At 55.7% G+C, this 15,609-nt stretch carries 18 protein-coding genes; 7 read left to right on the forward strand and 11 right to left on the reverse strand.

Features of this window, described 5'->3' with window-relative positions; genetic code table 11:
- Positions 1–54, reverse strand: a 54-nt coding sequence (locus ACWYRJ_RS18230) for an IS1 family transposase (protein WP_129692851.1), incomplete at its 3' end; no start/stop codon positions are given.
- 213 nt (positions 55–267) lie between these two features.
- Between ACWYRJ_RS18230 and chaA the strand changes: the two genes are divergently transcribed.
- The gene (gene chaA, locus ACWYRJ_RS18235) at positions 268–1,368 is read left to right on the forward strand and encodes a sodium-potassium/proton antiporter ChaA (protein ID WP_008499517.1); all 1,101 of its coding nucleotides are present in this window, start codon (positions 268–270) and stop codon (positions 1,366–1,368) included.
- A gap of 91 nt (positions 1,369–1,459) precedes the next feature.
- Here the strand turns inward: chaA and kdsA are convergent, their stop codons facing one another.
- The 6 genes from kdsA to hemA are packed head-to-tail and all read right to left on the reverse strand — an operon-like array spanning position 1,460 to position 6,763.
- Positions 1,460–2,314 carry a 3-deoxy-8-phosphooctulonate synthase gene (kdsA, locus tag ACWYRJ_RS18240; protein ID WP_104950756.1) on the reverse strand — a complete coding sequence of 285 codons (855 nt, stop codon included), beginning with the start codon at positions 2,312–2,314 and terminating at the stop codon, positions 1,460–1,462.
- A 36-nt stretch (positions 2,315–2,350) separates the two neighbouring features.
- Positions 2,351–3,160 (reverse strand): invasion regulator SirB1, encoded by an 810-nt coding sequence (gene sirB1 / locus ACWYRJ_RS18245; RefSeq protein ID WP_024907069.1) that lies wholly within the window; start codon positions 3,158–3,160, stop codon positions 2,351–2,353.
- A 3-nt stretch (positions 3,161–3,163) separates the two neighbouring features.
- Complete coding sequence (gene sirB2, locus ACWYRJ_RS18250) at positions 3,164–3,556, reverse strand: invasion regulator SirB2 (RefSeq protein ID WP_455508386.1); 393 nt, start codon at positions 3,554–3,556, stop codon at positions 3,164–3,166.
- Positions 3,553–4,383 (reverse strand): peptide chain release factor N(5)-glutamine methyltransferase, encoded by an 831-nt coding sequence (gene prmC / locus ACWYRJ_RS18255; RefSeq protein ID WP_455508387.1) that lies wholly within the window; start codon positions 4,381–4,383, stop codon positions 3,553–3,555. The genes sirB2 and prmC overlap by 4 nt, the downstream gene beginning before the upstream one ends.
- Positions 4,383–5,465 (reverse strand): peptide chain release factor 1, encoded by a 1,083-nt coding sequence (gene prfA / locus ACWYRJ_RS18260; RefSeq protein ID WP_021240360.1) that lies wholly within the window; start codon positions 5,463–5,465, stop codon positions 4,383–4,385. Before prfA ends, prmC begins: the two co-directional genes overlap by 1 nt.
- 41 nt (positions 5,466–5,506) lie before the next feature.
- On the reverse strand, positions 5,507–6,763 hold the full coding sequence (hemA, locus tag ACWYRJ_RS18265) for a glutamyl-tRNA reductase (protein ID WP_024907067.1): 1,257 nt from the start codon (positions 6,761–6,763) through the stop codon (positions 5,507–5,509).
- A 201-nt stretch (positions 6,764–6,964) separates the two neighbouring features.
- Here hemA and lolB point away from each other — a divergent pair, with 201 nt between their 5' ends.
- The 4 genes from lolB (at position 6,965) to dauA (ending at position 11,319) form a co-directional block, all read left to right on the forward strand.
- Positions 6,965–7,576 (forward strand): lipoprotein insertase outer membrane protein LolB, encoded by a 612-nt coding sequence (gene lolB / locus ACWYRJ_RS18270; RefSeq protein WP_455508388.1) that lies wholly within the window; start codon positions 6,965–6,967, stop codon positions 7,574–7,576.
- A complete protein-coding gene (gene ispE, locus ACWYRJ_RS18275) occupies positions 7,573–8,442 on the forward strand; it encodes a 4-(cytidine 5'-diphospho)-2-C-methyl-D-erythritol kinase (RefSeq protein WP_111965913.1) in 870 nt (289 codons plus the stop codon). The genes lolB and ispE overlap by 4 nt, the downstream gene beginning before the upstream one ends.
- A gap of 125 nt (positions 8,443–8,567) precedes the next feature.
- The gene (gene prs / locus ACWYRJ_RS18280) at positions 8,568–9,515 is read left to right on the forward strand and encodes a ribose-phosphate diphosphokinase (RefSeq protein ID WP_003856663.1); all 948 of its coding nucleotides are present in this window, start codon (positions 8,568–8,570) and stop codon (positions 9,513–9,515) included.
- 124 nt (positions 9,516–9,639) lie between these two features.
- On the forward strand, positions 9,640–11,319 hold the full coding sequence (gene dauA, locus ACWYRJ_RS18285; protein ID WP_149367113.1) for a C4-dicarboxylic acid transporter DauA: 1,680 nt from the start codon (positions 9,640–9,642) through the stop codon (positions 11,317–11,319).
- Here the strand turns inward: dauA and ACWYRJ_RS18290 are convergent.
- Positions 11,305–12,363, reverse strand: a complete 1,059-nt coding sequence (locus ACWYRJ_RS18290) for a MerR family transcriptional regulator (RefSeq protein ID WP_455508389.1) — start codon at positions 12,361–12,363, stop codon at positions 11,305–11,307. The two genes, dauA and ACWYRJ_RS18290, sit on opposite strands and share 15 nt — an antisense overlap.
- Before the next feature lie 121 nt (positions 12,364–12,484).
- Positions 12,485–12,760: a stress-induced protein YchH gene (ychH, locus tag ACWYRJ_RS18295; RefSeq protein ID WP_111965910.1), complete on the reverse strand. Its 276-nt coding sequence runs from the start codon at positions 12,758–12,760 to the stop codon at positions 12,485–12,487.
- 274 nt (positions 12,761–13,034) lie between these two features.
- Here ychH and pth point away from each other — a divergent pair, with 274 nt between their 5' ends.
- Together pth and ychF are read left to right on the forward strand one after the other, a co-directional pair.
- Positions 13,035–13,619: an aminoacyl-tRNA hydrolase gene (gene pth, locus ACWYRJ_RS18300; RefSeq protein WP_455508390.1), complete on the forward strand. Its 585-nt coding sequence runs from the start codon at positions 13,035–13,037 to the stop codon at positions 13,617–13,619.
- 126 nt (positions 13,620–13,745) lie between these two features.
- The gene (ychF, locus tag ACWYRJ_RS18305; protein ID WP_003856650.1) at positions 13,746–14,840 is read left to right on the forward strand and encodes a redox-regulated ATPase YchF; all 1,095 of its coding nucleotides are present in this window, start codon (positions 13,746–13,748) and stop codon (positions 14,838–14,840) included.
- Positions 14,841–14,901: 61 nt separating this feature from the next.
- On the opposite strand, the gene ACWYRJ_RS18310 is transcribed toward ychF, so the two are convergent.
- A complete protein-coding gene (locus ACWYRJ_RS18310; protein WP_455508391.1) occupies positions 14,902–15,327 on the reverse strand; it encodes a hypothetical protein in 426 nt (141 codons plus the stop codon).
- A 194-nt stretch (positions 15,328–15,521) separates the two neighbouring features.
- The coding region (locus ACWYRJ_RS18315) for an IS1 family transposase (RefSeq protein WP_019725062.1) at positions 15,522–15,609 on the reverse strand (88 nt) is incomplete at its 5' end.

Genomic DNA, 15,609 nt, shown 5'->3' on the forward strand with positions numbered 1-15,609 from the left:
CACCACCCCGTCAGTAGCTGAACAGGAGGGACAGCTGATAGAAACAGAAGCCACTGGAGCACCTCAAAAACACCATCATACACTAAATCAGTAAGTTGGCAGCATCACCTATTATGTGAAAGCTGTCAATTACAGGAGTCAGGCGTTAAATTTATGAAAAAGGGTAAAATTAAGTAAAAAATAAAGGGTATTTAACAGAGATCTGTTAGTTTAATGCCCTTAAAAATCTATCTATAATTACAAGCACCTGCATTGATGGAGAAGCACATGACAGCAACACACGAGGCGGTAAAGACCCGCCACAAGGAGACGTCACTCATTTTCCCGGTTCTGGCACTGGCTGTGCTGCTCTTCTGGGGAAGCAGTCAGTCACTGCCAGTGGTGGTTGGTATCAATATTCTTGCCCTGGTCGGCATCTTAACCAGCGCATTTAGCGTCGTTCGCCATGCGGACGTCCTGGCCCACCGTCTGGGCGAGCCGTACGGTTCTTTAATTCTCAGCCTCTCCGTTGTTATTCTCGAAGTTAGCCTGATTTCCGCGCTCATGGCGACCGGCGATGCCGCGCCGACGCTGATGCGCGACACGCTTTACTCGATCATTATGATTGTGACGGGCGGTCTGGTAGGCTTCTCTCTGCTGCTGGGTGGGCGTAAATTCGCGACCCAGTATATGAACCTGTTTGGCATCAAACAGTATCTGATTGCCCTCTTCCCGCTTGCCATTATCGTGCTGGTCTTCCCGATGGCGCTGCCGGGTGCAAACTTCTCCACCGGTCAGGCGCTGCTGGTCGCGCTGATTTCCGCCGCCATGTACGGCGTGTTCCTGTTGATTCAGACCAAAACGCACCAGAGCCTGTTTGTGTATGAGCATGAAGACGACAGCGACGACGATGATCCTCACCACGGTAAGCCGTCGGCCCACAGCAGCGCGTGGCATACGGTTTGGCTGATCGTGCATCTGATTGCGGTGATTGCCGTTACCAAGATGAACGCTAACCCGCTGGAGACGCTGTTAACCGAGCTGAACGCGCCGGTGGCGTTTACCGGCTTCCTGGTGGCGCTGCTGATCCTTTCCCCTGAAGGGCTGGGCGCGCTGAAAGCGGTGTTGAATAATCAGGTGCAGCGCGCAATGAACCTGTTCTTCGGCTCCGTGCTGGCGACGATCTCACTTACCGTACCGGTGGTGACGCTGATTGCCTTTATGACCGGTAACGAGCTGCAGTTTGCGCTGGGTGCGCCGGAGATGATCGTGATGGTAGCATCATTGCTGCTGTGCCAGATTTCGTTCTCCACCGGGCGCACCAACGTGCTGAACGGAGCGGCGCATATGGCGTTGTTTGTTGCGTATCTGATGACGATATTTGCGTAAGAGTGGGCCGGTGCAGGCTGATGCCCCCACCCTAACCCTCTCCGCCAGGGAGAGGGAGGCATAAAAAAACCCGCCGAAGCGGGTTTTTTTATTATTTGCTGGTATCCAGCTCGTCGAAGCTCTTCACCAGATCGTCAATCGCTTTGATCTGTTTCAGGAACGGCTCAAGCTTATCCAGCGGCAGCGCGGATGGACCGTCGCATTTTGCGTTATCCGGATCCGGGTGCGCTTCAATGAACAGGCCAGCCAGACCGGTTGCCATACCGGCGCGCGCCAGTTCGGTCACCTGAGCACGGCGGCCGCCGGACGCGGCGCCAAACGGGTCGCGGCACTGCAGGGCATGGGTCACGTCGAAAATCACCGGAGACTGGTTAGAGACGTTCTTCATTACGCTGAAGCCCAGCATATCCACGACCAGGTTGTCGTAACCGAAGTTTGCACCACGGTCGCACAGGATGACCTGATCGTTACCACCTTCGATAAACTTATCGACGATGTTACCCATCTGGCCCGGGCTGACGAACTGTGGTTTTTTCACGTTGATCACGGCACCGGTTTTCGCCATCGCGGCCACCAGGTCGGTCTGGCGAGCCAGGAATGCCGGGAGCTGAATCACGTCCACCACGTCTGCCACCGGCTGCGCCTGGGAGGCTTCATGCACGTCGGTGATCACTTTCACGCCAAAGGTCTGCTTCAGCTCCTGGAAAATTTTCATACCCTCTTCCAGGCCCGGGCCACGGTAAGAGTTGATGGAGGAGCGGTTGGCTTTGTCAAAAGAGGCTTTAAACACGTACGGGATGCCCAGCTTCTGGGTCACGGTAACGTAGTGTTCGCAGATACGCATGGCGAGATCGCGGGATTCCAGCACGTTCATGCCGCCAAACAGTACGAACGGCAGGTCGTTTGCTACCTTGATATCACCAATGCTAACCACTTTTTGTTTCATAGGATCGCCTTATTCAGGTGTGAATCGGAATTAAGATTAATGCAGTGTAATTTGTTTGTGCGAGATCGCGTTGATCTGCGCACGAATCATTTCGCTAATGGGGTCTTCCGGGCACTGCTCGACGAAATAGCTCAGATCGTTCAGCGCCACGTGCTCGCAGTCGAGCTGGGCATAAATCAGCCCTCGGTCGCGGATTTCGTACGGGTCTTCCGGGTTGAACTGCAGCAGTACTTCACTGGCGCGCAACGCCAGCTCCATCTGACGCTCTTCCATTAACGCGGACTTTAGCGTGTCCAGCAGCTTACGAATGACCTCTGCGTTATCCGCCTCGTCGAGATCTTCGTTGAAGAGTTCAGCCACCGGGCTAATATTGCCTTTCAGCCATACGTCCAGCGTATGTTCATCCAGCGTGTCGCCGTTGAAAGGATTAATGAGCCACATTTCGCCGTCCAGCCACTCAGCACGCAGGATCATCTGCGTCGGGAAAATGACCGGGACCAGCGGAATATCCAGACGGTGCGCTACCCACAGCAAAATAGAACCCAGCGCCACGGCGCTGCCCTGACGATTTTTTAAGACCTGGTCCAGCCATAATGCGTCAGACAGGCGATACACGCCCCGCGTGTCGCAGAAACCCCATTCGCCGTAGAAAAGCTCCAGCAGCTTCTCTAATTGCCAGTCTTGCGGTCGCGCCTGATTAATCTCTTCACGCGCCAGGCTGACCAGATTCTCCAGCTCATCGTAGACAAACTGCGACGTAAAATCGTCGCGAATCATCTCTGAAATCAGGATCATGCCATCGCAAAGCGGCACTTTATTAAATTCGAAATCGGCTAAGGACCTCATGACTTACCCCAGTAACGGTATTCTTGTGGTGGCGAGTTTAATGATGATGTACAGCACCACCAGACCCAGCAGAAAGGCGATAAACCCGACCTGCTGGCTGCGCGGACGACGACGCCCAAGCGCGATAAAACCCAAAACGATGTAGATGATAACGCCAAACAGCTTTTCAGTCAGCCATGCGCCTTTATCAGTAAATGGCAGATAGCCGGTCTTCCACATAAGCCCGGCACCGGAAAGGAGCAACACCGTGTCAATACAGTGTGGCGCGATACGCACCCAGCGGGCATCCATCAGCGGATGGTTGCTGTAGCGCCACCAGTAACGGACGATGAAAAAGGTGATGGTCAGCGCAACGGAAATCAAGTGGACGGTAATAAGTACGGTAAAAAGGCTCATAACCACTGCCCCAGCGTCAGGCGCTCGTTGCCGCCGTAGTCGCGGCAGGTTTCGACAGCGGCGTAGCCTGCTTGCATAAACAGCGCTCGCACGGCTTCCCCCTGCGTCCAGCCATGCTCCACCAGCAGCCAGCCACCGGAAAGTAAATGTTGTCGTGACGTTGTCACAATGTGATCAAGATCGGCTAATCCCGCGTTGGCAGCAACCAGCGCCGTGAGCGGTTCAAAGCGAACATCTCCCTGCGCAAGGTGCGGATCATGTTCGTCGATGTAGGGAGGATTGCTGACAATCATCGCAAATGAACGATTCTCAAGCGCGGCAAACCAGCTGCTTTGCAGCACCGTCACGTTACTGAGCCCGATTCGTTCCACGTTACGCTGCGCCAGCGTGACCGCATCAGGCATCACGTCCACCGCCGTAACGGTGCAGTCCGGCCGCTCGCTGGCGAGCGCCAGCGCGATGGCCCCGGTGCCTGTACCGAGATCGAGAATGCTGCAGGCCTCCGCAGGTAAACGCGCCAGCGCCTGCTCAACCAGACACTCGGTGTCCGGACGCGGGATCAGCGTTGCCGCCGAAACGTACAGCGGTAACGACCAGAACTCGCGCTCGCCGACAAGGTGCGCCACCGGCTCGCCGGTTTTACGGCGGGCAAGCAGCGCGGCGAGCTGTGCTTCCTGTTCCGCGGTCAGTTCAGTTTCGCCGAAGGCCAGCAGGTACGTGCGGGCTTTACCCGTCACATGCTCAAGCAAAATTTCGGCATCGCGTTTAGGGCTTTCACTTTCGGAAAGCTCACCGGCAGCCTCACATAACCAGCGCTGAAAATCCATTATTCCTGCTCGGACAGTGCCGCCAGCTGGTCGGCCTGGTATTCCTGCACGATAGGCTCAATCAGCATGTCCAGCTTGCCTTCCATCACCTCGTCCAGACGGTACAGCGTCAGGTTGATGCGGTGGTCGGTTACGCGCCCCTGCGGGAAGTTGTAGGTGCGGTTTCGGTCGCTGCGATCGCCGCTGCCCAGCAGGTTACGACGCGTGGATGCTTCCGCCTGCTGGCGTTTCGCCATTTCGGCCGCGTGGATACGCGCGCCCAGCACCGACAACGCTTTGGCTTTGTTTTTATGCTGGGAACGCTCGTCCTGACATTCGACAACTATACCGGTTGGCAGGTGGGTAATACGAATGGCGGAATCAGTGGTGTTAACGTGCTGACCGCCCGCGCCAGAGGAGCGGAAAGTATCAATACGCAGGTCCGCCGGATTGATGTCCGGCAGTTCCGCTTCCGGCAGCTCCGGCATCACCGCCACCGTACAGGCGGAGGTGTGAATGCGGCCCTGAGATTCGGTGGCCGGTACGCGCTGCACGCGGTGACCGCCGGATTCAAACTTGAGACGTCCATACACGCCGTCGCCGCTGATCTTGGCGATAACCTCTTTATAGCCACCGTGTTCGCCTTCGTTGGCGCTCATGATCTCCACGCGCCAGCGACGCGACTCGGCGTAGCGGCTGTACATGCGGAACAGATCCCCGGCAAACAGCGCCGCTTCGTCACCGCCGGTACCGGCGCGAACTTCCACAAAGGCGTTACGCTCATCGTCCGGATCTTTCGGCAGGAGAAGTACCTGAAGCTGCTGCTCCATCTCTTCAGAACGCGCTTTCGCATCCTGCAGCTCTTCCTGCGCCATCTCGCGCATTTCAGGATCGTCGAGCATCATCTGCGCGGTTTCGATATCTTCCTGAACCTGTCGCCAGTCGGTAAAGCATTTAGAAACATCACTTAACTGCGCGTATTCACGTGAAAGGGCGCGAAAACGTTCCTGGTCCGCAATGGTCCCGGCATCCCCGAGCAGCGCCTGTACTTCTTCATGGCGCTCGTGCAGAGCTTCCAGTTTAGCGACGATAGAAGGCTTCATAGGCGTAAGTGCACCTTGTCTTAGAAAATGGGTATAGGGCGCTATTCCAGCCCGAGGCTGTTGCGCAGAATAGTCAGGCGTTCATCATCCCCGTCACGGGCGGCCTGCTGAAGAGATTTGGTTGGTGCATGGATAAGGCGGTTGGTCAGTTTCCACGCCAGATCCTGCATAATTGCGTGCGCGTCACCGCCCTGTTCAAGGGCCGCTAACGCTTTGGCAGTCAGGTCATCACGCACCTGCTCCGCCTGTCCGCGATACTCGCGGATGGTCTCGCTGACGCTTTGCGCGCGCAGCCAGGCCATAAACTCACTGGTTTCCTGCTCAACGATGGTTTCCGCCTGAACCGCCGCCGCTTTACGCTGCGCGAGGTTGTGCGAAATGATGCTTTGCAGGTCATCCACGCTGTAAAGGTAGGCGTTAGGCAGCTTGCCCACTTCCGGCTCTACATCGCGCGGGACGGCGATATCCACCAGCAGCATCGGCTGATTACGACGGGACTTCAGCGCACGCTCCACCATCCCTTTTCCGATAATCGGCAGCGGGCTGGCGGTAGAGCTGATGATAATGTCCGCCTCTTTAAGGCGTTCATCGATGTCGCTCAGGGCAACCACCTCTGCCCCCACTTCATCCGCCAGCACCTGCGCGCGTTCGCGGGTGCGGTTAGCGATGATCATCTTTTTCACTTTATGCTCGCGCAGATGGCGCGCCACAAGTTCGATGGTTTCGCCCGCGCCCACCAGCATCACGGTGACGGTAGAAAGGGATTCAAAGATTTGGCGCGCAAGGGTGCAGGCCGCGAAAGCAACAGAAACCGCACTGGCACCAATGTCGGTTTCGGTTCGCACACGCTTCGCCACGGAGAACGACTTCTGGAACATGCGCTCCAGCTCGCTGGCCTTCAGATGCCCTTTTTGTGAGTCGGCAAACGCTTTTTTCACCTGACCGAGAATTTGCGGCTCGCCCAGCACCAGCGAATCCAGACCGCTGGCCACGCGCATCAGATGGCTGACGGCATCGTTATCCTGATGCCAGTACAGGCTGTTGCGCAGCTCGTCTTCGTTGAGATTGTGGTAGTCGCATAGCCAGCGGATCAGCGCTTCGTGCAGGTTGTCCTGCTCTTCCACGCTTAAATAGAGCTCGGTACGGTTGCACGTCGAGAGCACCACGCCACCCTGCACCATCGGCTGTGCAAGCAGGCTGTCCAGCGCCAGGTCAAGCGTATCCGGCGAAAACGTTACGCGTTCTCGCAGCGAAACCGGGGCTGTTTTGTGGTTGATACCGAGTGCTAATAGGGTCATGTTGAGCGGGAGTAGTACCAGCGTTAATAAGGTTAGCAGAACGCATCATACAGGATGCGCGAGATCAATAAAAGAGACAGCCCCCTTTCGGAGTAATAGGTTACACAGCGCTTTGAGATAATTTGAACGTAGACGGTAGCCCCCTTCGACGCTAGCATTAACAGTCATAACTGCAACGTATCTCAAGGATTTGTCCTCATTATGACCCGACTGATTCGCCTGCTGCCGCTGGCAGCACTGGTTCTGAACGCCTGTACCGTCACCCAACCAAAAGGCCCGGGCAAAAGCCCTGATTCACCGCAGTGGCGTCAGCACCAGCAGGACGTCCGTAATTTGAACCAGTACCAGACCCGCGGCGCTTTCGCTTATCTCTCTGACGAGCAAAAGGTTTATGCCCGCTTCTTCTGGCAGCAGACGGGGCAGGACAACTACCGCCTGCTGCTGCTGAACCCGCTGGGCAGCACCGAGCTGGAGCTTATCGCGAAACCGGGCGAAGCGCAGATCACCGATAACAAAGGCCAGCACTATACCGCGACCGATGCCGAAGAGATGATTGGCAAGCTGACCGGGATGCCTATCCCGCTCAACAGTCTGCGCCAGTGGATCCTGGGCCTGCCGGGTGACGCCACCGACTACACCCTGGACGACCAGTACCGTCTGAGCCAGGTGAACTACCCCCAGAACGGCAAAACCTGGAAAGTGGTGTACAGCGCCTATGACAGTAAGAGTAAACCGTCGCTGCCATCGAATATGGAACTGACTCAGGGAAGCCAGCGCATCAAGCTGAAAATGGACAACTGGATCGTTAAATGATGACCCACTGGCCCTCTCCGGCGAAGCTAAACCTGTTTTTATACATTACCGGCCAGCGCGCTGACGGCTATCACACGCTGCAGACGCTGTTTCAGTTTATTGACTATGGCGACACGATCTCCATTGAACAGCGCCAGGACGGGCAGATTTGCCTCCTGACCCCGGTCGAGGGCGTGGCGCATGAGGAGAACCTGATCGTGCGCGCCGCGCGTCTGCTGATGAAAGCCGCAGCGGAATCGGGCCGTCTACCCGCGGGAAGCGGCGCGGAAATCCGTATTGAGAAGCGGCTGCCGATGGGCGGTGGTCTGGGCGGTGGCTCATCCAACGCTGCAACCGTGCTGGTTGCGCTGAACCATCTCTGGGGCTGCGGGCTGTCGAAGGATGAACTGGCAGCACTGGGCTTGACGCTGGGGGCTGATGTCCCGGTATTTGTGCGCGGTCATGCGGCCTTTGCCGAGGGCGTGGGGGAAATCCTCTCCCCTGTAGAACCGCCGGAAAAATGGTACCTGGTTGCCCATCCTGGCGTAAGCATTCCGACCCCGGTCATCTTTAAAGATCCTGACCTGAAAAGGAATACCCCGGTTCGGTCAATAGAAACGTTATTAAATTGTGAATTCAGCAACGATTGCGAGGATATCGCAAGAAAACGTTTTCGCGAGGTTGATGCGGTGCTTTCCTGGCTGTTAGAATACGCGCCGTCGCGCCTGACTGGTACAGGAGCCTGTGTCTTTGCTGAATTTGACACAGAATCCGCCGCTCGTCAGGTGCTTGAGCAAGCGCCGGTTTGGCTGCATGGTTTTGTAGCACGTGGGATGAACACCTCCCCCCTACAGCAGGCCATTCTGGCGCAGACTGAGTTTCGGTGACAACGTCACCCTGTTCCAGACGTTGCATCGCGCTCTTTAATACACCGCCTGGATAGCCTTTGCCTGGCCCGCACAGTTTACGGCGAACGCTATCCACCACTGGACGCATGCCTGAGGTTCTTCTCGTGCCTGATATGAAGCTTTTTGCTGGTAACGCCACCCCGGAACTAGCACAACGTATTGCCAACCGCCTGTACACTTCCCTCGGCGACGCCGCCGTAGGTCGCTTTAGCGACGGCGAAGTCAGCGTACAAATTAACGAAAATGTACGCGGTGGTGATATTTTCATCATCCAGTCCACCTGTGCTCCAACGAACGACAACCTGATGGAACTGGTTGTTATGGTCGACGCTCTGCGTCGCGCTTCCGCAGGCCGTATCACTGCTGTAATCCCTTACTTCGGCTATGCACGTCAGGACCGTCGCGTCCGTTCCGCGCGTGTGCCAATTACCGCTAAAGTTGTCGCTGACTTCCTGTCCAGCGTTGGCGTTGACCGCGTACTGACCGTTGACCTGCACGCTGAGCAGATCCAGGGCTTCTTCGACGTCCCGGTTGATAACGTATTCGGCAGCCCAATCCTGCTGGAAGACATGCTGCAGCTGAACCTGGATAACCCAATCGTGGTTTCTCCGGACATCGGCGGCGTGGTACGTGCCCGTGCTATCGCTAAGCTGCTGAATGATACCGACATGGCGATCATCGACAAACGTCGTCCGCGCGCTAACGTTTCTCAGGTGATGCACATCATCGGTGACGTGGCTGGCCGCGACTGCGTGCTGGTCGACGACATGATCGATACCGGCGGTACGCTGTGTAAAGCGGCTGAAGCGCTGAAAGAGCGTGGTGCCAAGCGCGTGTTCGCGTACGCCACTCACCCGATCTTCTCCGGTAATGCCGTAAACAACCTGCGCAACTCCGTCATTGACGAAGTTGTCGTATGCGATACCATCCCACTGAGCGACGAGATCAAGGCACTGCCAAACGTGCGTACCCTGACCCTGTCCGGGATGCTGGCCGAAGCGATTCGTCGTATCAGCAACGAAGAATCCATCTCTGCAATGTTCGAACACTAATCGAACACGGCCGAAAAACCCGCTGCGGCGGGTTTTTTTGTCTCCGGGTTTTATTTGTATGATTAATGCCTCCTTCACCTGCCATTCACATGACAGATGATGCGCATACGGATGATAGATAATTGTGAAAAACGTAGCCTCCTCACATGTTCTGCCCTTTCGCGCCCTCATCGACGCCTGCTGGAAAGAGAAGTACACCTCGTCACGCTTTGTCCGTGACCTGATTGCCGGGATCACCGTCGGCATTATCGCCATCCCGCTGGCGATGGCGCTGGCAATTGGCAGCGGCGTTGCGCCGCAGTACGGTCTGTACACCTCGGCCGTTGCCGGGATCGTCATTGCCCTGACGGGGGGCTCGCGCTTCAGCGTCTCCGGCCCGACTGCCGCCTTTGTGGTGATCCTCTACCCCGTTTCGCAACAGTTTGGTCTGGCAGGCCTGCTGGTCGCCACCCTGATGTCCGGCGTCTTTTTGATTCTGTTTGGCGTGGCTCGCTTTGGTCGCCTGATTGAGTACATTCCCCTTTCCGTGACGCTGGGGTTCACCTCTGGGATTGGTATCACCATCGGAACCATGCAGATCAAGGATTTCCTCGGCCTACAGATGCCCCACGTACCGGAGCACTACCTGCAAAAAGTGGGGGCGCTGTTTATGGCGCTGCCAACTGCGAACCTGGGCGACGCCGCCATTGGGATTGTGACGCTGGGCACGCTGATCGTCTGGCCTCGTCTGGGTATCCGTCTGCCGGGTCACCTGCCCGCGCTGCTGCTGGGCTGCGCGGTGATGGCCATCGTCAATATGTTCGGTGGTCATGTCGCGACTATCGGCTCGCAGTTCCACTATGTTCTGGCAGACGGCTCACAGGGTAGTGGTATTCCACAACTGCTACCGCAGCTGGTGCTGCCGTGGGACATGCCCGGCTCCAGCTTTACCCTAAGCTGGGATTCCCTGCGCGCCCTGCTTCCCGCCGCGTTCTCGATGGCGATGCTGGGAGCGATTGAATCCCTGCTCTGCGCCGTCGTTCTGGACGGCATGACCGGCACCAAGCACAAAGCTAACAGCGAACTGGTCGGTCAGGGATTGGGGAACCTCGTCGCGCCGTTCTTTGGCGGTATTACCGCAACGGCAGCCATCGCCCGCTCTGCGGCCAACGTGCGCGCGGGTGCAACGTCACCCGTTTCGGCGGTTATCCACTCCGTGCTGGTGATCCTTGCCCTGCTGATCCTTGCCCCGCTGCTCTCCTGGCTACCGCTTTCCGCCATGGCCGCCCTGCTGCTGATGGTGGCCTGGAACATGAGCGAGGCGCATAAGGTCGTGAACCTGCTGCGTCGCGCGCCGAAAGACGACATCATCGTGATGCTGATCTGCATGTCGCTGACCGTGCTGTTCGATATGGTTATCGCCATCAGCGTCGGGATCGTGCTGGCTTCCCTGCTGTTTATGCGCCGTATCGCGCAGATGACGCGCCTTTCCCCGGTTAACGTCGAGGTGCCTGACGATGTGCTGGTGCTGCGCGTGATTGGCCCGCTGTTCTTCGCCGCGGCGGAAGGTCTGTTCAGCGATCTTGAGTCCCGCATCGCGGGCAAACGGGTTGTGGTGCTGAAATGGGATGCCGTACCGGTGCTGGATGCCGGCGGCCTGGATGCCTTCCAGCGCTTTGTGACACGTCTGCCGGAAGGCTGCGAGCTGCGGGTGAGTAATCTGGAGTTCCAGCCCCTGCGCACCATGGCGCGTGCGGGTGTCCAGCCTATCCCTGGCCGACTCTCCTTCTATCCTAACCGTGAAGCCGCGCTAGCGGATATGTGAGTTATCTGATGCAGAGAAACGTCTCTGCATCATCACTCCGATCGCCTGCTGGAGCCATGCAAGCACGGCAGGCGTCATCCAGGTTCCTTTCATCAGGTGCGGCTCCTGCTGCATGGCAGCGCGAAACTTTTGCTGAGTTTCCGGGCTGGTGCCCGCGTAAGACTGGAACAATGCCAGCCAGTTTTCAGCTAGCTTTTGCGCCTCCTCCGAGGCAGGATCGGTATTTTCCCGCTGCGCCTGATGCAGTTTCGCCACCAGCGGCGGCCACTCCATCATGCGGTCAAAATAGTGCTTCCGGGTAAAGGCCATCTCCTCGGCAGAAAGATATTTCTCCCAGATAATCAGCTTCGACTCGGCAAACGTCCGCGTGATGTAATCGGTCATCTCCGGCGTGATGCCGGTCTGCGCCTGCATCTGCGGTTCAACGCTGTGCATCTCGTTCAGCCGGGTGAGAAACTCCGGCTTGCCCGCCGTGTCCTGCTCCAGGCGTTCCATCCAGCGCGTCGCCAGATCCATCGCCCGCGCGTCCGTAGCGGGTATGCGCTGCTCCAGCAGCGTGTTGGCCTCTGCAACCAGCCCTGACCAGATAGCCGCCAGCGCATCCTTCTGCACCGCAAACGGCAGTTGCTGTAACTCTTCTTTGCTAAACCAGCGATCGTACATATTCATTAACTCCAGAGTCTGTAGCCAGGATTCCAGATCAGGCGTCGCATCGTCGAGAAGCCCGGCTCGCAGCTCCACCAGCCGGTCGCGCAGCGTATGTATGCTGCGCAGCTGTTTATCCAGCAGCGTGATTTGCGCATCGAGTAACTCAGTTAACGACAGCGACTCCTGCTCCAGGAAATCCCTGATTTCAGCAAGTTCCAGCCCCGCTTTTGCCAGCGCCTGGATCATGTGCAGACGCTGGACATCCGCCAGGTTGTAAAGCCGGTAACCTGCCGCGCTTCTGGCAGAAGGCAGCAACAACCCTGTTTGCTCATAGTGGTGCAATGTCCGCACGGTGATCCCGGCACGTTTCGCCAGCTCACCCACCTGAATCAACATAACTGCTCCTTTTTCTTTGCCAGTGGCGCCACTCTGGAGCCTTACGTTACGTGAGGGTCAACCCCTGATGCAAAAAAAAACGACTCCCTCGGGAGCCGTTTCGGTGTTCTTTATCGCAGCACTAGCTGTGCTTATGCTGGTCGCGACGACAGCGTTTGTCGTAGTGGCGCACCCACCAGTATTTATCGCACACTTCCTCATGTCCGCTCATGCGCGCCCCGGCGAGCCACAATACCGCACCGAGGAAAATGCTCAGTATCGCGCCATGGGCGAAGTATTGCGGGAGATCAAGCTGCGGCAACTGGTTCAAAATGGAATAACCCACGCCGCCTACCATCACAAACAGCCCCAACCCCATCAGCACGTTACCGAGTAACGAAGCGTTTTTGCGTTTCATGTGTCACCTCCGGAACTTTGGGTTGTCAGGGGAAAAGCCCCTAATCCTTGTGTGTAAAGTATAGACAACGCCCCTTTTATGAGTTGCGTGAATGATCACAATTACAGATAACTCCCAAACAAAAGTTTACAAATAAGACTTTGAACAGCTTGAAATTCTAATTGTTCAAACAAGTAATTATTCGTATTTCGCTGCGACGAACGCAGAATTTTGTCAAGCGGCGCGCCAGACAGTAAACTACGCGCCAGATCTGGAACCCATTAGGAATTGAATCGTGACGATTAAATTGATTGTCGGCCTCGCCAACCCGGGCGCAGAATATGCGGCTACCCGCCATAATGCCGGGGCATGGTACGTCGATCTGCTGGCCGAGCGGTTACGTGCTCCCCTGCGTGAAGAACCTAAATTCTTCGGGTATACCTCACGTATCAACCTTGCAGGCGCGGACGTTCGCCTGTTGGTACCCACCACGTTTATGAACCTGAGCGGTAAAGCCGTGGCGGCGATGGCAACGTTTTATCGCATCAATCCGGATGAAATTCTGGTCGCCCACGATGAGCTGGATCTCCCCCCTGGCGTGGCGAAATTCAAGCTGGGCGGCGGCCACGGCGGCCACAACGGTATTAAAGACATCATCAGCAAGCTGGGCAATAACCCGAATTTCCACCGTTTGCGCGTGGGAATCGGCCATCCGGGCGATAAAAACAAAGTTGTCGGTTTCGTGCTCGGTAAGCCCCCGGTTTCCGAACAGAAACTGATTGACGAGGCGGTAGACGAAGCGGCGCGCTGCACTGAAATCTGGCTGAAAGACGGCTTAACCAAAGCGACAAACCGCTTGCACGCTTTTAAAGCGCAATAATCCGCCCGATACGGCTTTTTTACCGCGCGTCATGCGGGTTACGTGTATAATAGGCGTAGTTATTTACTTTTCATCAATCGGTTATGACTAACGGATTGATTATCAAGATATTAAGGTGATTTAGAAATGGGATTCAAATGCGGTATCGTCGGTCTGCCAAACGTGGGCAAATCCACCCTGTTTAACGCGCTTACCAAAGCGGGTATCGAAGCGGCGAACTTCCCGTTCTGTACCATCGAACCTAACACCGGCGTTGTGCCAATGCCGGACCCGCGTCTGGACCAGCTCGCGGAAATCGTGAAGCCGCAGCGCATTCTGCCAACCACTATGGAATTCGTGGACATCGCGGGCCTGGTAAAAGGCGCATCCAAAGGTGAAGGCCTGGGTAACCAGTTCCTGACCAACATTCGTGAAACCGAAGCGATCGGCCACGTTGTGCGCTGCTTCGAGAACGACAACATCATCCACGTTAACAACAAAGTGGATCCGGCTGACGACATCGACGTTATCAACACCGAGCTGGCGCTCTCTGACCTCGACACCTGCGAACGCGCGATTCACCGCGTGCAGAAGAAAGCTAAAGGCGGCGACAAGGACGCGAAAGCGGAACTGGCTGCGCTGGAAAAATGTCTGCCACAGCTGGAAAACGCCGGCATGCTGCGCGCGCTGAAAAACCTGACTGACGAAGACAAGGCGGCGATCAAATACCTGAGCTTCCTGACCCTGAAGCCAACCATGTACATCGCCAACGTTAACGAAGACGGTTTCGAGAACAACCCTTACCTCGACAAAGTGCGTGAAATCGCCGCGGCGGAAGGTTCTGTGGTTGTTGCCGTGTGCGCTGCCGTTGAATCCGACATCGCCGAGCTGGACGACGCCGACCGTGAAGAGTTCATGGCCGAGCTGGGTCTGGAAGAACCGGGCCTGAACCGAGTGATCCGCGCAGGCTATGAGCTGCTGAACCTGCAGACCTACTTCACCGCTGGCGTGAAGGAAGTGCGTGCCTGGACCATCCCTGTGGGTGCGACTGCGCCTCAGGCAGCCGGTAAGATCCACACCGACTTCGAGAAAGGCTTTATTCGCGCGCAGACTATCGCGTTTGAAGACTTTATCACCTACAAGGGTGAGCAAGGCGCGAAAGAAGCAGGCAAGATGCGTGCAGAAGGGAAAGATTATATCGTTAAAGATGGCGACGTGATGAACTTCCTGTTTAACGTTTGATTGGTTTTGAATGAAAAAAATCCACGCTTTGGCGTGGATTTTTTTCCATAAATTACCGGTTTTACGCCTTCTTGCGCAGATAGAACTCAAGGTATTTTTTAGGTCTATCCTGAAACGCACGCTCTTTGCCGTAGTTATAAGCATCGTTGAAATATTTATACGCTTCATCGAATTGATTCAACTCGTAACAGACCATGCCGAGGTCGATTGATGGTGCGGTGTCTATATCCGATCCACGTGTGCGCAAAGTCGTCTCTCCCCATTTCTTCGCCTCATCGTAATCCTCAAGATCAAAGTAAGCGCTGTACATGCACGCAGCGATCCAGTTAGCAAATTCCGATTCAAACTTTGGCTCAGGAAGAGCTTGCCAGGCTTTTTGGTATTGCTCTAAAGCTTCGGCGTATTTTTGGTTGTCGTGAAAGTCGTTTCCTTTTTCTACAAGAGATGTAACTCTTTTTTCATCGAATTTATAGCATACGTTTTTCATATATTTATTCATTATCATTCGAAAAGAGACCTCCTTGCCTATATAAAAGGGATATAAGCAATAAATGCCTTCAGAAGCATGGAGGTCTCTAAAAGAGTAAGTTTTTATTGTTAACTAACCAAAAAAGAAATATTTAAAAGCTTCTGCCTCAACATCCTTAAGCTTGCTTTTTAGCATTAGGTAATGACTCCAACTTATTGATAGTGTTTTATGTTCAGATAATGCCCGATGACTTTGTCATGCAGCTCCACCGATTTTGAGAACGACAGCGACTTCCGTCCC

The sequence above is a fragment of the Enterobacter sp. genome (assembly GCF_977039595.1).

Bases quoted from the DNA above. Each gene is read 5' to 3' on its own strand.
- chaA (WP_008499517.1), top strand. From the start codon at position 268: ATGACAGCAACACACGAGGCGGTAAAGACCCGCCACAAGGAGACGTCA.
- kdsA (WP_104950756.1), bottom strand. From the start codon at position 2,314: ATGAAACAAAAAGTGGTTAGCATTGGTGATATCAAGGTAGCAAACGAC.
- sirB1 (WP_024907069.1), bottom strand. From the start codon at position 3,160: ATGAGGTCCTTAGCCGATTTCGAATTTAATAAAGTGCCGCTTTGCGAT.
- sirB2 (WP_455508386.1), bottom strand. From the start codon at position 3,556: ATGAGCCTTTTTACCGTACTTATTACCGTCCACTTGATTTCCGTTGCG.
- prmC (WP_455508387.1), bottom strand. From the start codon at position 4,383: ATGGATTTTCAGCGCTGGTTATGTGAGGCTGCCGGTGAGCTTTCCGAA.
- prfA (WP_021240360.1), bottom strand. From the start codon at position 5,465: ATGAAGCCTTCTATCGTCGCTAAACTGGAAGCTCTGCACGAGCGCCAT.
- hemA (WP_024907067.1), bottom strand. From the start codon at position 6,763: ATGACCCTATTAGCACTCGGTATCAACCACAAAACAGCCCCGGTTTCG.
- lolB (WP_455508388.1), top strand. From the start codon at position 6,965: ATGACCCGACTGATTCGCCTGCTGCCGCTGGCAGCACTGGTTCTGAAC.
- ispE (WP_111965913.1), top strand. From the start codon at position 7,573: ATGATGACCCACTGGCCCTCTCCGGCGAAGCTAAACCTGTTTTTATAC.
- ACWYRJ_RS18290 (WP_455508389.1), bottom strand. From the start codon at position 12,363: ATGTTGATTCAGGTGGGTGAGCTGGCGAAACGTGCCGGGATCACCGTG.
- ychH (WP_111965910.1), bottom strand. From the start codon at position 12,760: ATGAAACGCAAAAACGCTTCGTTACTCGGTAACGTGCTGATGGGGTTG.
- ychF (WP_003856650.1), top strand. From the start codon at position 13,746: ATGGGATTCAAATGCGGTATCGTCGGTCTGCCAAACGTGGGCAAATCC.
- ACWYRJ_RS18310 (WP_455508391.1), bottom strand. From the start codon at position 15,327: ATGAAAAACGTATGCTATAAATTCGATGAAAAAAGAGTTACATCTCTT.